Raw genomic sequence first — 16,976 nt, forward strand, 5'->3', positions numbered from 1 at the left:
GTTTCAGATTCCTTATGTCACGACGATTGATGTGATCCGACGGTGCTCGCCTGCCCCTGGCCCCGTGCGCGCAGGCCAGCAATGACCCAGAGCAGTGCCAAGGCAAAACTGGCCAGGGCCAGCCACTGGATGGCGTGACGCAGGTCAGCGGCGAAGACAACCACCAACGCCACCACCAGCGGACTGACGAATTGGCCGATGTACAGGCACGAGGTAAACCCGCCCAAGCCCCGGCCGCGGGTGCTGGCGGTCAAGGCATTCATCACCGGCGCCATCACGTTGGGCACCAGCAACCCGGCCCCCAGGCCCTGGATGAACACCGCCACCAGCACAGCGTTGTAGCTTTGCCCGCGCATCAGCAACCACAGCCCCAGGCCCATCAGGCCGAGTAACAATGCGTTGCAACCGGCGATGCCGAAGCGACGGCGCAGCAACGGCCACATCAGCGAACCGCCCAAGGTCGCCAACAGGCTCAGTCCCGCCGCCAGGCCGATCATCGTGCTGGAGGTGATGCCCAAGCTGACCAACAGCGTCGGCGCCTGGATCGGCATGATGAACGTCAGGACCATACCGCCCAGGATCATCAGGTAGCCGACCAGCAGTGGCAGCACGGCGACCTTGGCCGGAGCCGACTCATCGACGCGCTGCTCGACCTTCTGCCGCTTCGTCACCGGCGGTTCCCAGAGCACTTTCATCATGGCCGGCACCAGCAGCAGTGGCAGCAGATACAACAGGAATGGCGCCCGCCACGAGTGCTCCCCGAGCACACCGCCCACCACGAAAAACAGCGCCCCCACCAGGCCGATAGTCACCACCTGCCGGTTGACGTAGCGCAGTCGCTCCTCGCCCTGCCAATAGTCGGCGATCAGCGTCGCGCAGCAAGTCATCACCGCCGCCTCCGTGCACCCGAACAACAGCCGCACACCGACAATCGAAGGCAAGCTATCGAGCAGGGCCGGCAAGGCGCCGAGCAAGGCGTAGAGCACCGTGGCAATCACCAGCAACGCCTTGCGTCCAACCCGGTCGGCCAACCAGCCAGCCAACGGCGCGCACACGGCAATCGCCAGGGCCGGACCGGTAATCGCCAACGGCACCAGCAGATCGGCGCGCGGTTCCAAGGGACCGAATTCGGCACCCAACCGGGGCAGGATGGGCGTGACCATCACCGCGCCCATGATCGTCAGGCTGCTGCCCAACATCAGTACCCCGCCTTCGCGCCAACTGGCCTGGCGCGACGGGGTGGCCGCCGTTGAAGCGGAACTTGATTGGTTCATGACGAGCCCCTTCTAGAAACTGTGGGAAATACGCAGCGCCGCGGTATAGCCCTCGGCGCGGTTGCGCGCATCGAGCTCCTTGTAGACATGCAGCCACACCGGTGGAATGCCGGGCTTGAAGTAGCTCACCGCCGGCCCGACGGCCAGCACCCGGGCGCGATTGCCGGTTTCCAGCCCCGGCGCGTCGTCATCGGTGAACTGACGGTAGTAGTACCCGCCCACGCCCAAGGTCCATGGCCCGACGTGCTGGCCCACGGCAAATTCGTGACGGTACTCGACGCCGTTCTTGTAGTCGGTGGCGTGGTTGCGGGTGTTGATGTCGGCTTCAAAGCTCGAAGACACCTCGAAGCCGCTGTCGGAGATGTACGTGGCGTTGAGGATCGGCGAGAAGGTCCAGTGGTTGAGACCCGGTGAGATCAAGCGATCCTGGTCGTAGTCGCCGGTGGGGGCCTGGATCTGGAACTGGGCATTGACGAACAGGTTCGGCGAAAGCGTCCACTGCAGGATCACCGGCAATACCTGCATGTCAGCCATGCGAAACGGATCGGCCTCCAGGTTCAGCGGGCCGACAGGCGTCTGCACCTGCAGCGACGCGTCCATCTGGAAGAACGGCACGACGGCGCCGAAGCCATACTTGGCACCCAGCACGGTGTAATCGGTCATGCGCATGTAGGCGACGCCGATGGACAAGACATCCAAAGAGAAATTGTTGTCCACGGACTTGCCGTGGCGATCCTTCTGCACATTGGCCGAATAGAACGCAGTGCGCAGGCCGACGGTGCCAAAGGGCGTGGCCGGCGGCATCATGCCCGCGCCGAAATCATAGACCCCGACCGCCGTGGTCGGCGCGCCGTTTTCGGTGCCATGGGCAGCGGTGCAGGCACCGATCAGCCCCAGGGTTAACCACGTACAGTGCCAGACGTTTGTTTTTTTGTTTTGGTACATCGAATGCCCCTCCGACCATGTGGTGTTGGGGTCATCCTAGGGAGCCGGCCGGTCAGCCGTTATCCGTTTTCAGCACAGATGCGTGCGACGCAAGGTGTGTGACGGGGTTTCGCCAAACAGGGTCCGGTAATCACTGGAAAACCGGCTCAAATGCCAGAACCCCCAGCGTGCCGCCACCTCCTGCACACCCAGCACCTGATCGCCATTGCGCAGCTCACGGCGCACCGCATTGAGGCGCAACGCCCGCAGATAAGCCACCGGATTGATGCCCAGGGTCTCTTGGAAGCAATACTGCAATTTGCGTCGGCTGGCACCGATGTGATTGCACAGGTCGAGGATCGACAGCGGCTCATCGACATGGGACAGGGCGTACTCCCGGGCGCGGTCGACCATGCGTTTGCGCGCCGTGGGACTGAGCGGCGGTGCTTCGTCCGGCGCCACCAGTTCCAGTATGTGCAACATCACCGTGTCCCGCAGGCCCCGGCGAATCGACTCGTACCCCAGCAACGAATCACGCCCCTGCTCGCCCCCTTCAAGCTCATCGAACAACGCCGCAAGCTCGGCGGGCAGCGTCGAGTTGCCAAGACGGTAACACTTGGGAAGATCGGTAATTCGAAAGCGACTGCCTTGTCGCTCCAGCACATGCTCCAACGCCTGCTCGTCGATGGCGACACCGAGCAGATCCAGATGCTGGGGCGTGCGCAACTCAGGCAGGTTATGCCCATGGGCGACCAATAGGCTGGGTTCGACAATCGGGTGCCCGGAGCAAAAGACCGGCCCATCCGCACTCAGCGGCACGCTGAAGGTGATGGCCCCCTCCCAGGCCATGCCTCGCTTGGTCAGGGCCTGATTAGAGCGGTCGCGCACCAACTGCATCCAATCCGAGCGGAACTCGATCAACTCGCCGTCGAAGCGACCGGGGGTCAACTGGTCATAGCAGACCTGCCAGCCCCCCATGTTGCGAGCGTGCTCGTCGATGTCCGTGGTACGGAACCGATTGATCGGCAGCATCGGCAACCCATCCGACGAGACCGCTGGCTGCGCCATGTTGTCATTGTTCATTGACCCGACCTTTGATGATTCCAGGGCTTATGGGTCAAAGCTCAGGCAAGTTCCATTCCGCCCCGTGGACCGGTCGTGCAATTGTGCCGAAAACGGATAACCGGCCCGGATTCAGCTGCCAGCGTCGGCATGGGCTTCTTCGAAGAAATAGTCCTTCCAGCTGTCGGCCTTGTTTTTCAACACGCCCAGTTCATGCAGTTTTTCAGCATAGATGTAGGTGCGTTGCGGAACGACGGTGAAGTCGATTTCGGGGTCGGTGACGATTTTTTCCACCAGCGCCAGCGGCAACTTGGACTGTTCTACGCGGATGTAGGTCTGGGCAGCGGCTGGCTTGTCGGCCTTGATGATGCCTTGCGCCTCCACCAAGGCATCGTAGAAGGCCTTGTAGGTCTTGGGGTTTTCGTCGTGGAATTTTTCCGTGGTGTAGAGCACGTTGAACGTCGCCGGCCCGCCCAGCACATCATAGGAGCTGAGCACCTTGTGCACATTGGGGTTTTGCAGTGCCTGGTACTGGAACGGTGGGCTGGAGAAGTGCGAATTGATCTCCGACTGGCCGGCGATCAGCGCCGCCGTCGCATCCGGGTGCGGAAGGCTGACCGAGATATCGTCGAATTTCTTGAAGTGATCGTTGCCGAACACCTTGGCGGTTTCGATCTGCAACGTGCGCGACTGGAACCCGACACCCGCCGCCGGGACAGCGATCCGGTCCTTGTCGGTGAAGTCCTTGAGGCTCTTCACGTTCGGGTTGTTGGTCAGCAGGTAGTTGGGCATCGACCCCAGCGAGGCGATGGCCTTGACGTTCTGCTTGCCACGGGTCCGATCCCAAATCGTCAACATCGGCGGAACGCCCGCCGACACCACATCCAGGGCGCCGGTCAGCAAGGCCTCGTTCATCGCCGTCGCGCCGGAAATGCTGTTCCAGTCCACTTTGATATCCAGGCCCTGGGCCTTGCCATGCTTCTCGATGAGCTGCTGGTCACGCACCACATCCAGGATCAGGTAGCCGATACCGAATTGCTGGGCGATGCTGATCTTGCCCTCGGCGTGGGCCAAGGGATTGAGCAGCGCAGTGGCCGCCAGGGAAATCAACAAGGTGCGCGCAGAACGCTTGAAAGCCATGGTCTGATGAACCTCACAGTAGGTGAAAGACTGAAGGCCACGACTTTAAAGCTATAAGAATATTAATTTAAATACCTTAATAGCATATCAATAGCACCTAAATGTTCGGCATCCGAGCCCATGAAATCGCCCTCACCGGCACGTTCCCTTGATAACCTTGCAGACCTCCCCTGACGAACACCTGCGCGAAGCGAACATGAACGAGATGAGCCTGGATATCGGCATCGCCGCCGAGTCCGTTTCCCAACCGCGCACCCTGGTATTCCTGGCCTACCCGCAGATGGGTTTGTTGGACCTGACCGGGGCCCAGACCGTGTTCTGGGCCGCCACCAAAGCCATGACCGAGCGCGGCCTGCCCGGCTACGCCATGCATACCGCGAGCCTGGCTGGCGGGTTGATGCAAAGCGCCGAAGGCCTGGTCGTGGACACCCGTGCCCTGCATGAGCTCGACGGGACGCTCATCGACACGCTGATCGTCCCCGGCGCACCGGACATTCGGCAGGCGATGATCGACTGTGTCGACCTGGTGCACTGGCTGCGCAAGGCCTCGGTCCAGGCCAGGCGCACCGCATCGGTGTGCAGCGGCACCTTCCTCATGGCCCAGGCCGGCTTGCTGGACGGACGCAGGGCCGCCACCCATTGGGCCATGTGCGAGATGCTCAAGAGCGGTTTCCCGGCGGTTGAGGTGGACCTCGATGCGATCTTCATCCAGCAGGGCAACGTGTGGACCTCGGCCGGTGTCAGCGCCGGCATCGACATGGCCCTGGCATTGGTCGAAGCCGACTGTGGTCGCGATGTGGCCTTGCAGGTGGCCCGTGAGCTGGTGGTGTTTCTCAAGCGCCCCGGCGGGCAGGCGCAGTTCAGCCAACTGTTGCAATTGCAGATGCAAGAGAGCGCCGGCTTCGATGAACTGCACGTGTGGATTTCCGAGCACCTGGACGACAACAACCTCACCGTCGAACGGCTGGCCCGCCAGGCCAGGATGAGCCCGCGCAATTTTGCCCGGGTCTACAAACGCCAGACCGGCCGAACCCCGGCCAAAGCCATCGAGATGTTCCGCCTTGAAGCGGCGCGTCGAATGCTCGAAGACTCCCCGCGCAACATCGACCAGATCGCCCGATCCTGCGGTTTCGGTGACGAGGAACGAATGCGCCACACGTTTCAGCGCCATCTCTCGATATCCCCCCGGGAGTACCGCAGCCGGTTTTCTCGCTGAGTGCGAAACCCTTGCGCAACTGTCCGTCAGGCCACTCGCCTGGATTGCTCCTGCGGGTCGGCCTGTTCAGCCAGGAGCGCGCTGCAACGGGAACGCAACCAACGCTCCCCCGGATCATTGTGCGAAGCGCCGCGCCAGACCATGGAAAGCTCGTGCTGGGGCAAGCAGATCGGGGCCGCTTGCGCCCGCATGCCGGTCACCCCGGCCATCGCCTGGGCAACGTAATCCGGCACGATGGCAATCATGTCGCTCTGGGCCAACAGCACGGGCAAGGCACTGAACTGCGGCACGGTCAACACCACCCGGCGCTGTCGGCCCATCAGGCATAACGCGCGGTCTGAATCGTCGATGACATTGCCCATGGACGATACGACGGCATGGGGCCGACGGCAGAATTCGTCCAGGGTCAGCTCGCCGGGCTGCGAATCGGCGCGCAACAGCATCGGTCGAATCGGCCGCAGGGTCTTGCGCCGGGCATTGGCCGGCAGCTCCAGCGTCGGGCTGATACCCAGGGAAATCTCGCCACTGGCCAACAGTTGGGAGACCTGCCATTGATCGGTCCGGCGCACCACCAAGGTGGTGCCCGGTGCCTCGACCCGCAGGCGTCGCAACAGCTCCGGCAGCAGGGCGTACTCGACGTCATCGCAAAGGCCGATATGGAAGGTCGCCTCGCTGGTGGCCGGCTCGAACGCCTGGCAGCGACTCAAGGCGGCGGCGATGCCGTCCAGGGCCGGGGACAGGTTGGAGAAGATTTCCCGCGCCCGGGAGGTCGGTTCCATCAACCGCCCCGAACGGATGAACAAGGGATCATCGAACATCAACCGCAAGCGCGCCAGGGCACTGCTGATCGTTGGCTGGCCGAGAAACAGCTTTTCGCTGACGCGGGTCACATTTCGCTCGTGCATCATGGTTTCGAAGACCACCAGCAGATTGATGTCAGCACGACGCAGGTCATTTCTGTTCATCATAGTCGTCGCCTCAGGCGCCAGGCCATTGAGTCGGGAGTGGACAAGAACATCGCCTGCGCCCTCCATCAAGGCCTACGGCGACGAGCTGTTGAAAGCGTAATCCCCGAGGCGCGCCAGGTCTGTTGTACGTGGGGACACTCGACTCACCCTTTGGGCAACGTCATCGATACTTCGGTATATATCCAGGCCCGGGCGAACACCGCCTTTGTGGCGAGGGAGCTTGCTCCCGCCGGGCTGCGCAGCGGCCCCCTCTCCTTGGCACGGCTTGGCGGGATTTCAGGGTTTTATGTCCTACCTCAGGCAAAGCGGCGCTTCTAAGATACGAACCGATGCTCTGTCGCCCCGACATCCCAGAGCGAGACCACGTAAAAAACCAAAGGTCTGCCAGCGTGCCCCTACCCTCCGCGATGCTCAAGAACGTCTATGACAGCCTTCGATACAGCCCAAGCCAGAGCGGGCCTCGACCGTCGATGGGAATCAGCACCCACCCACTGGTGAACGCCCTCGGCTGGGCGGTGGGCCTGGTGGTGGCCTGCGGCATTGTCATCATCAACTCCGAAACCCATTCCGACCTGGCGCCGACCCTGCTGTACATCACCTTGTTGTTGATGGCAGCCAACCTGTTCTCCATCAATCTGGTGATCACCGTCGCGCTGATGTGCATGGGCTTGCTCACCGCGATGTTCCTCTACAACGGCGGCTATCACCGCTGGGAATCGACCACCGGCTTCTTCCGCTGCCTGACCGCGCTGTCCGCCATTGCTTTCCTGGCCCTGCGCAGCAAGCAGGCTTCCGACAGCCTGCGGCACAACGAGGCTTACCTGACCGGCGCCCAGCGTCTGAGCCAGACCGGCAGCATGGGCTTTCGCGGTGATCGACAAGCGTTGTCCTGGTCGGAGGAATCGGCACGGATTTTCGAGTACCCGCCCAGCAAGACGCCAACGGTGTCGATGATGCTGGAGCGCGCCCATCCTGAAGACCTGGAGTTGGCACGCGGGGTTTTCCAGCAGGCCGCCGCTGGCGAACCGCAGATCGAGGTCAAGCTGCGGCTGCTGATGCCTGATGGGCGTATCAAGCACATCCACATGATCGCCAGCCCCCTGCTCGTCCAGCATGGCCGTTTCCAGTATCTCGGCGCGCTCATGGACGTGACTGCCAGCAAGCAGGCCGAAGAAGCGTTGTTTCGCGCCCAGAGCCAACTGGCCCACGTCACTCGCTTGACCTCCCTGGGGGAAATGGCCGCGTCCATTGCCCACGAGGTCAACCAGCCACTGACGGCTATCACCAGCAGCGGCGAGGCCTGTCGCCGCTGGCTCAAACGCCCGCAACCCGATCTCGGGGAAGCCCTGGATTGCCTCGACCGAATCGTCGCCAACGGCTGTCGCGCCAGCGAGGTCATCAGCGGTATCAGGGCGCTGTCGCGCAAGTGCGACCCGTTGCGCCAGCCCGAGCGACTGGACGACATCGTCCGCGAGACCCTGAACCTGGTCCAGCAGCAACTGGCTCATCATAAAGTCCGGGCCAAGGTGGACCTGGCAGCGACCGAGGGCCAGATCAGCGCAGACCGGGTGCAACTGCAGCAAGTGATCATCAACCTGATCATCAATGCCTGTCACGCCATGGACGGGGTCAAGGTACACGCACGAACCCTGCGCATACGCACCTGGACCGAGAGTGACGAAGTGCTGCTGGAGGTGACTGACCACGGAACCGGCATTACCCCCGAGGACCTGCCGTCCTTGTTCAATGCGTTTTTCACCACCAAGGAAAACGGCCTGGGCATGGGCCTTTCCATCTGCCGGTCCATTATCGACTTCCATGACGGCAGGATCTGGGCAACCAGCGAGGTCGGCCAAGGCACCTCGTTCAGGTTCGCGCTGCCGCGGCTCACGTGCACCGCTCTGTCGGGGAGCGGGCAATGACCTCCATACCGCCCTCAAGCCCGATTATCGACAACGCCCCCATCGTCTACATCGTTGATGACGACGCACCGCTGTGCCAATCCCTCGGCAGCCTGCTGCGTTCCATCGGCTTGCAGGTCCATCTGTTCGGTTCGGTCGCGCAGTTCATGAACCATTCCAGGCCCGAGCAACCCAGTTGCCTGGTCCTGGATGTGCGCCTGCAAGGCACCAGCGGCCTGGATTGCCAACGGGAGCTGGCTGCAGCCAACGTTCAACTGCCGATTGTGTTCATGACCGGTCACGGTGACATCGCCATGACCGTGCGGGCGATGAAGGCCGGTGCCGTGGATTTCCTCGCCAAACCGTTCCGCGAACAAGACCTGATCGACGCCGTGACCGCCGCCCATCACCAGGACCGCCAGCGGCGCGACGCTGAACGCGGCCATCAGCAAGTGCTTGACCGCTACACCACCTTGACGCCCCGGGAGCGGCAGGTCATGGCGCTGGCGGTGTCAGGCCTGATGAACAAACAGATCGCCGGAGAACTGGGCTTGAGTGAAATCACGGTCAAGATTCACCGTGGCCAGGCCATGCGCAAGATGTGCGCACACTCGTTTGCCGATCTGGTGCGCATGGCCCAGGTGCTGGAATGGCGCCTGGCTGACACAGGCCGATAGTCAATCGAGCATTTCGGCACTTTGGCCGAGCGTTTCGGCACAGTAACCACTCTTTGTTCATCCTAGACTCGAGCTTCACTTCAAGCCCCAAATGGAATCACGATGAAAATCAGGTCAATCCTGCCTGCACTCACCATGGCCGTAGCAATCAGTGGGTACGCTGCCGACTTCTCACTGACCAGCCGGGATATTGCTGACAACCGTCCGCTGACCAGTCGCGAAGTGTTCCAAGGCTTCGGTTGCGAAGGTGGTAACACGTCCCCTGAGCTTTCCTGGACAAACGCTCCCGCTGGGACTAAAAGCTACGCGATCACGGTCTATGATCCCGATGCCCCGACGGGTAGCGGTTGGTGGCATTGGACGGTGGTTAACTTACCCACTTCTACCCATAGCTTGCCAAGCGGAGTGGGAGCGAACCTGCCTGCCGGTGCCGTACAAGGGCGAACCGATTATGGCCAGCCAGGATTTGGCGGGGCTTGCCCACCTGTAGGGGATAAACCCCATCGCTATCAATTCACCGTATGGGCATTGAAAGTCGATAAGCTGCCACTCGACGGTGAGGCCAGTGGCGCCTTGGTTGGGTACATGCTCAATGCCAACGTCCTGGCCAAAGCGACCATTACTTCAACTTACGGACGTTAAAAACGATGCGCCCTTGTGACGGCATACAGCACCGGGAAAACATTATCGATGCGTGTGTCATACAGGCGCGACAGCCCCTTACCTTATCAAGGGTACCGGTGTTCGTGACCACCCTGTGTCGAGTGCGACAGGGGGAAAAACTGTTGCAATGGGATGACCGGGAGATGCGCGCGGGGCCGCAACATCTGATTCTGATGCCGGCCGGACGCGAGCTTGGTATCTCGAACTTCCCCGGCCCTCACGGTCACTACATCGCCGATGCGGTCACCTTTCCCCTCTCGACACTGCGTAACTTCAGCAGCCGATATAGCCAACAGATCATGAGCCGTCGCGGTGCACTGAAGACCGATCTATGCGTCCCTCTGGACAAGCACACAACACAGGCATGGAATCAGTTGTTGGCCGCTATCAATGCGAACGCGCCGGACGCATTACGCGCGCTCTATGGGGAAGCGGTTCTTCTGAGTCTGTGCCTTGGTGGCCAGATCGGCCCCCTGCTGATGGGGCGCAACGATCCAATTTGCGAACGTGTGCAGCAGATGGTGATGGGCAGCCCGGAGAGAGACTGGACGGTTGCGAGCGTTGCACAGCAACTTAACCTGGGTGAGTCGACGTTGCGCCGCCAACTGGCGAATGAGGGGGACAGTTTCCGGAGCATCCTGGAAGGCGTTCGACTGGCGACAGCGTTGCAATGGTTGCAAACAACGTCTCGTCCCATCGGTGAAATTGCCGGTGCCTGCGGTTACGCCTCGGCCTCACGTTTTGCGGTGCGTTTTCGCTCACACTATGGCCTGTCGCCACGCGAATTGCGGGCAGCGATTTAAGCATTCCGGTGAGGTTCCCTCCCTGTCGTTGCCCCGCGACACGCTGGAAAGTTCATACACACGTATACTTGGCGGGGCCATTGGACAGCGTATCTTGCAGTGACACGGGCGCCTTTATGGCTACCTGATATCAAACTCCAGGTATCGACATGTCCAGCACTGCAATCATTTCAATCATTGATGACGATGAGTCAGTTCGAATTGCATTGGATGGTTTGTTACGCTCCCACGGATATCGGGTTAAAACATATGCCAGCGCCTTGGATTTTTTATCTTCCAGCGAACTTGAAAACACGGCGTGCCTGATATCGGATATTCAAATGCCTGGCATGACGGGCATTCAGATGTACGATCGATTATCGACCCTGGGCATTCATCCCCCGATCATCTTCATCACCGGATACCCTGGCGTGCCCCCCCGTATCAGCGCCGGTACGCCCGAGCCGGTGGCGTTTTTCCCGAAACCCTTCGACTGCGCCGAACTGATCACCTGCATCGAATCGGTACTGGCCCGGTCTGCCTGACTGCGTCGCGCCCTCATACCTTCGTATAGATCTCCCCTACCCAGGCATAGGCGCGATGACCTTATGTAGAAGTGTCAAAAACAGGTCCTGCCAATAAGCTTCCCTACAGCGAACCGAAACTGAATGTGCTCGATGGCAACTCATTGCAGCCAGGCGCTTTTGGAGTACTTCGCGACACGGTCACGCTGAAACAGTTAAACAATTCAACGTATCGATTTTGTCTTCGGGAGCTCATCATGAAACAACATATTCTGGTTGTTGGCGCAGGTTTCGGCGGGGTCTGGAGCGCATTGAGCGCGGCCCGGCTGCTGGACCAACACGATCGTCATGACGTGCAGATCAGCGTCCTGGCCCCCCAGGCTGAACTGCGCATTCGTCCTCGTTTCTACGAGCCGGACGTCCATACCATGGCTGCGCCGCTGGGCAGTCTGTTCGACGCAGTGGGCGTGAACTTCGTACAAGGCTCGGCGAGCAGTATCGATGTCGACAACAAACGGGTGGGCTACGTGGATGCGTTCGGTACCCAGGGCACCCTGGGCTATGACCGCCTGGTGCTCGCGGCGGGCAGCCAACTGGTTCGCCCCGACCTTGAGGGCATGATGGAGCATGCCTTCGACGTTGATGAAATCGAACAGGCAAGCCGTCTCGAAGCCCATATCAAGTCGCTGAAAAATCTGCCGGACAGCCCGGCCCGCAACACCGTGGTGGTGGCCGGTGGCGGCTTTACCGGGATCGAAACCGCCACCGAAATGCCCGCACGCCTGCGCGCCGTCCTCGGCGAGGATGCGGACATCCGGGTTATCGTGGTGGATCGCGGGCCGCAGATTGGTGCAGCGTTGGGCGACGGCATAAGCCCATCCATTGTCGAAGCGTCCGAACACCTGGGTATCGAGTGGATTCTCAACGCCTCGGTCGAATCGGTGGATGCCGGTGGCGTCACCCTGTCGAGCGGCCAGCGTATCGAGTCCCATACCGTGATCTGGACCGTGGGGTTCCGCGCCAGTCCGTTGACCCAGCAGGTACCCGCTACCCGCGATCGCCAGGGGCGCCTGCACGTCGATGCCAACCTGAAAGTCCTGGGCCAGAACGACATATTCGCCAGCGGTGACGTGGCCTACGCCGCCACCGACACGCTGGGCAACTATGCGGCGATGTCCTGCCAGCACGCCATCGCCCTGGGCCGCTATGCCGGCAACAACGTCGCGGCCGACTTGCTGGGCGTGGCGCCAATGGCCTACAGCCAACCCAAGTATGTGACCTGCCTGGACCTGGGTGCCTGGGGCGCGGTGTATACCGAAGGCTGGGATCGCCAGCTCAAGTTGGTCGGGCAGGAAGCCAAGGAGCTCAAGACCCAGATCAACACAGTGTGGATCTACCCGCCCGCGGCTGATCGCGCAACCGCCCTGGCCGCCGCCGACCCGTTGATCCCGGTAGCCTGAAAGCCGTTTCCGCCCCCGGCCAGTCCCTCCTTTCTGCGCCGGTCTTTCCCAGACGCCTGCCAACGATCCTTGGGCAGGCGTTTTTTTCCGGCGCTCTTCACCAAGCCAGCCTGAATATCGTCACTGCCCAGCAAAATCCGTATCAATGCCCGCCCACCGCCCTCCGTGCACAAGGTAAGGTAGGCAGAAATCATCCGGATCGAGGTGTGCCGTGGCGTCCTATTCCTTGCGTCAGCTGAAGTACTTCGTCACCACCGTCGAATGTGGCAGCGTCGCCGAAGCCTCCCGCAAGCTGTACATCGCCCAGCCGTCGATCGCCTCCGCCATCAAGGGCTTGGAAGACAGTTTCGGTGTGCAATTGCTCATTCGGCATCACGCCCAGGGGGTATCGCTGACGCCCGGCGGTGCGCGCTTCTATCGCAAGGCCCAGGAGCTGTTGCGCATGGCCCGGGAGTTCGAGCAGAACGCGCTGGCCGATAACGATGTGGTCAGCGGGCAGATCGACATCGGCTGTTTCGAAACCGTCGCCCCACTCTACCTGCCGCGGCTGATCGCGGGCTTTCGCGAGCGCTTCCCGGGGGTGGAAATCCGCGTGCAGGATGGCGAGCAACAGGAGCTGGTGCAAGGCCTCACGGGGGGGCGTTTCGACCTGGCGATTTTCTATGAACACGACCTCGACAGTACCATCGAGACCGAAGCACTGACGGCGCCGCAACGCCCCTACGCGTTGTTGCCGGCGGGGCATCGCTTCGCCGACCAGGCCCAGGTATCGCTGCGCGACCTGGCCCTCGAACCGATGATCCTGCTGGACGTGCAGCCCAGTCGCACCTATTTCGTGAGCATCTTCGAGGAGCTGGGCCTGACGCCCAACATTGTCTTCAGCTCGCCGTCCATCGAGATGGTGCGAGGCATGGTCGGCCAGTCCTTTGGTTTTGCCGTACTGGTGACCCGCCCGCACTCCACCTGCACCTACGATGGGCAACACCTGGTGTGCGTCGACATCGCCGAGGACGTGACCGGTTCGGCACTGGTGGCAGGCTGGCTCAAGCGCGCGCACCTCACCAAACCGGCGCAGTTGTTTGTCGACTATTGCAAGGAACAGTTCAGGCAATGGCTGCCTTGAGCCACGGCAGGCCAGGCACAACTGCCCGCCCCGGCCTGTAAGTAAAACACCAACCCCGTGGCGAGGGAGCTTGCTCCCGCTGGGTTGCGCAGCGACCCCATGCAAGCCGAACGCGGTCAGGCTGATACACCGAGGCGCCTGGTGTCGGGGCTGCTGCGCAGCCCAGCGGGAGCAAGCTCCCTCGCCACAAGGGATATGTCTAGCGAGCGGCCCAGGCGTTGAAGCGTTGTTCCAGTTCCTCGCCATGGTCGACCCAGAACTCCGCGTCCACGGCTTGGGCATCAGCCAGGTTGGCCTCGGCGGTGGGTAACTGTTCCTGTACCGCCGTCGGCAACAGCGCCAGTGTCTTGCGGTGCACCGGCCCATAAGGGATGTTTTCCGAAAACACCTTCTGGGTCTGCGGCTGGCTGGCAAAGGCAATGAACTGCTCGGCCAGGGCCTTGTTCGGCGTGCCCTTGACCACGGCCCAGTACTCCGGGTCGTAGAGGCTCTGCGGCCAGACGATGCTCAGCGTCATGCCTTCCTTTTGCGCCGACGCGATGCGCCCGTTGTAGGCCGCACTCATCGCCACGTCCCCCGCCACCAACCACTGCGCCGGTTGCGCGCCGGCTTCCCACCATTGGATGTTCGGCTTGATCTGGTCGAGCTTGGCGAATGCCCGGGACACGCCTTCCGGGGTGTTCAGCACCTTGTACACGTCCTGCGCCTTGACCCCGTCGGCCAGCAAGGCGATTTCCAAGGTGTACTTGGCGCCCTTGCGCAGGCCGCGCTTGCCCGGGTACTCGGCCACGTTCCAGAAATCCGCCCACGACTTGGGTGCCTTGGCGAGCTTGCTCTGGTCATAAGCCAGGACCATCGACCAGACGTAGGTGGCGACCCCACATTCATTGAGCGCTCCCGGCACATAGTTCGCCGGGTCGCCCAGGCGCCCCAGGTCAAGCTTCTCGAACAGCCCCTCCTCACAACCACGCAACAGCTCGGGGCTCTCCACTTCGACCACGTCCCAGCTGGTGTGGCCGGCTGCGACCATGGCCTTGATCTTCGACAACTCACCGTTGTATTCGCCGGCCACGATGTTTCCCGCACCGCTGGCATTGAAAGGTTGGAAGTAGGCCTTGTCCTGGGCCTGCTTGGTGGCGCCGCCGAAGGAAATCACGGTCAGGCTCTGTGGCGCGGCCAGGACACTGGTACTCAGCAACGCCAGGGCACACGCAATATTGCAACGCAAGGATCTGGACATGAAGCGGTTCCTCGAAAATACCGGCTCGCCCGCACGAGCCGGTGACGGGACTCAAAAGTGACCGTAAATACGGGCGGCAAGGTCTACAGCAAAGGCTCTTGTCGGCCTGTTCATGGGTGTCGCCTGGCTGACCGCGAGGAATCTCCTTCCATTGAAATCGTCCTCCTCAGGCACCTTGCGGTCAGCAATCATTGGGTTCACAGAGATAGCTCGCCAGCCGATCCATCAAGCGGTCGCAGGCAGCCATTTGTTCAACGCTCACGTATTCGTCGGGCTTGTGCCCCTGGTCCATGCTGCCGGGGCCACAGACCACCGTCGGCACCCCGGCCTGATGGAACAGGCCGCCTTCGGTGCCAAAAGCGACGGTGCTGAAAGCGTCGCTGCCGCACAGCCGTGCAACCAGTTGGGCGGCCGCGCTGTCCGGCGAAGTGGCCAAGCCCGGGTAGGCCGACAACGGTTCGAAGCGGATCGCTGTATCCCCCGCCACCGCCTGCATTGCCGGCAGCAGGGTCTGCTCGGCATAACCTTGCAATTGCTCAGCCACCACGAGGGGATCGAAATCCGGCAAGGCGCGTACCTCGAAATCGAAACGACAGTCCGCCGGGACGATGTTCAGCGCCGTGCCGCCGTGGACCACCCCGACCTGCACTGTGGAAAACGCCGGGTCGAAGCGCGGGTCGTGCCGCGAGGGTTCGGCCAATTGCGCGCCGATCTCGCCCAACCGCCCGATCAGGCGCGCCGCCTGTTCGATGGCGTTGACCCCGTAAGGGGCATAGGCCGAATGACAAGCCGCCCCTCGGACATGACAACGCATCGCCAGCTTGCCTTTGTGCCCCAGCACCGGTCGGAGTTGGGTGGGTTCGCCAATCAGGCACAGGGCCGGTTGCGCAATCCGCCGAACCAACACCTCCAGCAAGCTGTGAACGCCCAGGCAACCCACCTCTTCGTCATAGGAAAACGCCAGGTGCACCGGTCGCCGAAGCGGGCTGGACAAGAACACCGGCACCGCCGCGAGCACCGAGGCCAGGTATCCCTTCATGTCCGCCGTGCCGCGCCCGAACCATTTACCGTCCATCTCGGTCAGGCAGAACGGCTCGACCGTCCAGGCCTGCCCGTCCGCCGGCACCACATCGGTGTGCCCGGACAACACCACGCCACCGGGCAGCGCCGGGCCAATGCTCGCCAGCAGGTTGGCCTTGGTTCGCTCGGCGTTGTAGATCAGCTCGCTGTTCACACCCAGCCCTTGCAAGTAGTCGCGCACGAACTCGATCAAGGCCAGGTTCGAATCGCGGCTGACCGTGGCAAAGCTCACCAGCTCGGCAAGCAGCGCGCGACTGCGCAGCTCACTCATCACCCGGCACTCCATAACTCGGCGCCAGGGTCGGGTTGAGCGCGCGGGTCAGGTAATCCTGCAATTGCGGCTGATAGGCGAGCCAGAGTTTTTCCAGCTCGCCGATGGGATTTTCCTCGGCCCAATCCACCCGCAGATCGACGATGGGCCAGGTCAGGTCATCGACCACCGACAGCGCCGCCGAATGCACCGCCCCGGCCTCCCCGCCCGTCGCCTGCCCGGCCCGCAACGCGCTCATCAAGCGTGACGCAAGACAACCACCGCCCTGCTCGAAGGCCGTGACCATGGCCTCGATCACCCCAGCGTTGGCCAACAGATTGCCGGCCGCCACGCATTGCTCACCGGCCACGGCGTTGTGGGTGCCCAGGGTATGCTCGCCGCTGAAAATCGCCGTGCGGCCCTCGGCATCGATCACCGCCACTTGCCGGTATTGGCTGTAGCCGTTGCGCGCCAGGGTCCGCTCCAGCGCCGCTTGCGCCGCCAGGCCGCCCGCCAGTTCATCGAGAACCTGCGGACCCAGGGCCGGCAGGGTAATGTTCTGGCTCGACACCGCGCCGACGCCCGCGCGCAACCAGGGGCAACGGGCGCCGACGGCAATGCTCGAGGAACTGATGGCGATGCCCAACTGGCCGGTTTCGGCACAGCGTCCAACGATGGAAAAGGTCATGTTC

16 protein-coding genes are annotated in these 16,976 nt (G+C 62.1%); 8 read left to right on the forward strand and 8 right to left on the reverse strand.

The window, feature by feature from the left end:
* Positions 1–17: 17 nt before the first annotated feature.
* The 4 genes from IB266_RS28510 to IB266_RS28525 form a co-directional block, all read right to left on the reverse strand.
* Positions 18–1,274 (reverse strand): MFS transporter, encoded by a 1,257-nt coding sequence (locus IB266_RS28510; RefSeq protein ID WP_192263908.1) that lies wholly within the window; start codon positions 1,272–1,274, stop codon positions 18–20.
* Between the two features lie 12 nt (positions 1,275–1,286).
* Positions 1,287–2,219 carry a transporter gene (locus IB266_RS28515; RefSeq protein WP_092198541.1) on the reverse strand — a complete coding sequence of 311 codons (933 nt, stop codon included), beginning with the start codon at positions 2,217–2,219 and terminating at the stop codon, positions 1,287–1,289.
* A gap of 69 nt (positions 2,220–2,288) precedes the next feature.
* Positions 2,289–3,281: a helix-turn-helix domain-containing protein gene (locus tag IB266_RS28520; RefSeq protein WP_192263910.1), complete on the reverse strand. Its 993-nt coding sequence runs from the start codon at positions 3,279–3,281 to the stop codon at positions 2,289–2,291.
* Between the two features lie 111 nt (positions 3,282–3,392).
* Positions 3,393–4,400: an ABC transporter substrate-binding protein gene (locus tag IB266_RS28525; RefSeq protein ID WP_192263912.1), complete on the reverse strand. Its 1,008-nt coding sequence runs from the start codon at positions 4,398–4,400 to the stop codon at positions 3,393–3,395.
* 205 nt (positions 4,401–4,605) lie between these two features.
* Between IB266_RS28525 and IB266_RS28530 the strand changes: the two genes are divergently transcribed.
* The gene (locus IB266_RS28530) at positions 4,606–5,616 is read left to right on the forward strand and encodes a GlxA family transcriptional regulator (protein WP_103308705.1); all 1,011 of its coding nucleotides are present in this window, start codon (positions 4,606–4,608) and stop codon (positions 5,614–5,616) included.
* A gap of 26 nt (positions 5,617–5,642) precedes the next feature.
* Here IB266_RS28530 and IB266_RS28535 read toward each other — a convergent pair whose 3' ends face one another.
* A complete protein-coding gene (locus IB266_RS28535; RefSeq protein ID WP_318646609.1) occupies positions 5,643–6,584 on the reverse strand; it encodes a LysR family transcriptional regulator in 942 nt (313 codons plus the stop codon).
* Positions 6,585–7,054: 470 nt separating this feature from the next.
* Here IB266_RS28535 and IB266_RS28540 point away from each other — a divergent pair, with 470 nt between their 5' ends.
* From IB266_RS28540 to IB266_RS28570, 7 genes are all read left to right on the forward strand, one after another.
* Entirely contained in the window at positions 7,055–8,506 is a 1,452-nt protein-coding gene (locus IB266_RS28540; protein ID WP_192263989.1) for an ATP-binding protein, read from the forward strand.
* Positions 8,503–9,162 (forward strand): response regulator transcription factor, encoded by a 660-nt coding sequence (locus tag IB266_RS28545; protein ID WP_192263913.1) that lies wholly within the window; start codon positions 8,503–8,505, stop codon positions 9,160–9,162. Before IB266_RS28540 ends, IB266_RS28545 begins: the two co-directional genes overlap by 4 nt.
* Before the next feature lie 102 nt (positions 9,163–9,264).
* Positions 9,265–9,804 (forward strand): kinase inhibitor, encoded by a 540-nt coding sequence (locus IB266_RS28550; RefSeq protein WP_192263915.1) that lies wholly within the window; start codon positions 9,265–9,267, stop codon positions 9,802–9,804.
* A 5-nt stretch (positions 9,805–9,809) separates the two neighbouring features.
* Positions 9,810–10,628 (forward strand): helix-turn-helix transcriptional regulator, encoded by an 819-nt coding sequence (locus tag IB266_RS28555; protein ID WP_192263917.1) that lies wholly within the window; start codon positions 9,810–9,812, stop codon positions 10,626–10,628.
* 149 nt (positions 10,629–10,777) lie between these two features.
* The gene (locus IB266_RS28560) at positions 10,778–11,152 is read left to right on the forward strand and encodes a response regulator transcription factor (protein ID WP_192263921.1); all 375 of its coding nucleotides are present in this window, start codon (positions 10,778–10,780) and stop codon (positions 11,150–11,152) included.
* A 236-nt stretch (positions 11,153–11,388) separates the two neighbouring features.
* Positions 11,389–12,591 carry an NAD(P)/FAD-dependent oxidoreductase gene (locus IB266_RS28565; protein WP_103308693.1) on the forward strand — a complete coding sequence of 401 codons (1,203 nt, stop codon included), beginning with the start codon at positions 11,389–11,391 and terminating at the stop codon, positions 12,589–12,591.
* A gap of 211 nt (positions 12,592–12,802) precedes the next feature.
* Positions 12,803–13,714: a LysR substrate-binding domain-containing protein gene (locus IB266_RS28570; protein WP_192263923.1), complete on the forward strand. Its 912-nt coding sequence runs from the start codon at positions 12,803–12,805 to the stop codon at positions 13,712–13,714.
* A 199-nt stretch (positions 13,715–13,913) separates the two neighbouring features.
* Here IB266_RS28570 and IB266_RS28575 read toward each other — a convergent pair whose 3' ends face one another.
* From IB266_RS28575 to IB266_RS28585, 3 genes are all read right to left on the reverse strand, one after another.
* The gene (locus IB266_RS28575; RefSeq protein WP_192263925.1) at positions 13,914–14,954 is read right to left on the reverse strand and encodes an ABC transporter substrate-binding protein; all 1,041 of its coding nucleotides are present in this window, start codon (positions 14,952–14,954) and stop codon (positions 13,914–13,916) included.
* 181 nt (positions 14,955–15,135) lie between these two features.
* Entirely contained in the window at positions 15,136–16,305 is a 1,170-nt protein-coding gene (gene argE, locus IB266_RS28580; protein WP_192263927.1) for an acetylornithine deacetylase, read from the reverse strand.
* Positions 16,298–16,972 (reverse strand): DUF1028 domain-containing protein, encoded by a 675-nt coding sequence (locus IB266_RS28585; protein WP_192263929.1) that lies wholly within the window; start codon positions 16,970–16,972, stop codon positions 16,298–16,300. The genes argE and IB266_RS28585 overlap by 8 nt, the downstream gene beginning before the upstream one ends.
* Positions 16,973–16,976 lie beyond the last annotated feature (4 nt).

Origin of the sequence: Pseudomonas sp. Pdm06 (genome assembly GCF_014851795.1) — a bacterium.
GTDB classification, from domain to species: domain Bacteria; phylum Pseudomonadota; class Gammaproteobacteria; order Pseudomonadales; family Pseudomonadaceae; genus Aquipseudomonas; species Aquipseudomonas fluorescens_AA.

Bases quoted from the DNA above. Each gene is read 5' to 3' on its own strand.
- IB266_RS28515 (WP_092198541.1), bottom strand. From the start codon at position 2,219: ATGTACCAAAACAAAAAAACAAACGTCTGGCACTGTACGTGGTTAACC.
- IB266_RS28585 (WP_192263929.1), bottom strand. From the start codon at position 16,972: ATGACCTTTTCCATCGTTGGACGCTGTGCCGAAACCGGCCAGTTGGGC.
- IB266_RS28540 (WP_192263989.1), top strand. From the start codon at position 7,055: ATGGGAATCAGCACCCACCCACTGGTGAACGCCCTCGGCTGGGCGGTG.
- IB266_RS28555 (WP_192263917.1), top strand. From the start codon at position 9,810: ATGCGCCCTTGTGACGGCATACAGCACCGGGAAAACATTATCGATGCG.
- IB266_RS28545 (WP_192263913.1), top strand. From the start codon at position 8,503: ATGACCTCCATACCGCCCTCAAGCCCGATTATCGACAACGCCCCCATC.
- IB266_RS28535 (WP_318646609.1), bottom strand. From the start codon at position 6,584: ATGATGAACAGAAATGACCTGCGTCGTGCTGACATCAATCTGCTGGTG.
- IB266_RS28565 (WP_103308693.1), top strand. From the start codon at position 11,389: ATGAAACAACATATTCTGGTTGTTGGCGCAGGTTTCGGCGGGGTCTGG.
- IB266_RS28525 (WP_192263912.1), bottom strand. From the start codon at position 4,400: ATGGCTTTCAAGCGTTCTGCGCGCACCTTGTTGATTTCCCTGGCGGCC.
- IB266_RS28510 (WP_192263908.1), bottom strand. From the start codon at position 1,274: ATGAACCAATCAAGTTCCGCTTCAACGGCGGCCACCCCGTCGCGCCAG.
- IB266_RS28575 (WP_192263925.1), bottom strand. From the start codon at position 14,954: ATGTCCAGATCCTTGCGTTGCAATATTGCGTGTGCCCTGGCGTTGCTG.
- IB266_RS28550 (WP_192263915.1), top strand. From the start codon at position 9,265: ATGAAAATCAGGTCAATCCTGCCTGCACTCACCATGGCCGTAGCAATC.
- IB266_RS28560 (WP_192263921.1), top strand. From the start codon at position 10,778: ATGTCCAGCACTGCAATCATTTCAATCATTGATGACGATGAGTCAGTT.
- argE (WP_192263927.1), bottom strand. From the start codon at position 16,305: ATGAGTGAGCTGCGCAGTCGCGCGCTGCTTGCCGAGCTGGTGAGCTTT.
- IB266_RS28520 (WP_192263910.1), bottom strand. From the start codon at position 3,281: ATGAACAATGACAACATGGCGCAGCCAGCGGTCTCGTCGGATGGGTTG.
- IB266_RS28530 (WP_103308705.1), top strand. From the start codon at position 4,606: ATGAGCCTGGATATCGGCATCGCCGCCGAGTCCGTTTCCCAACCGCGC.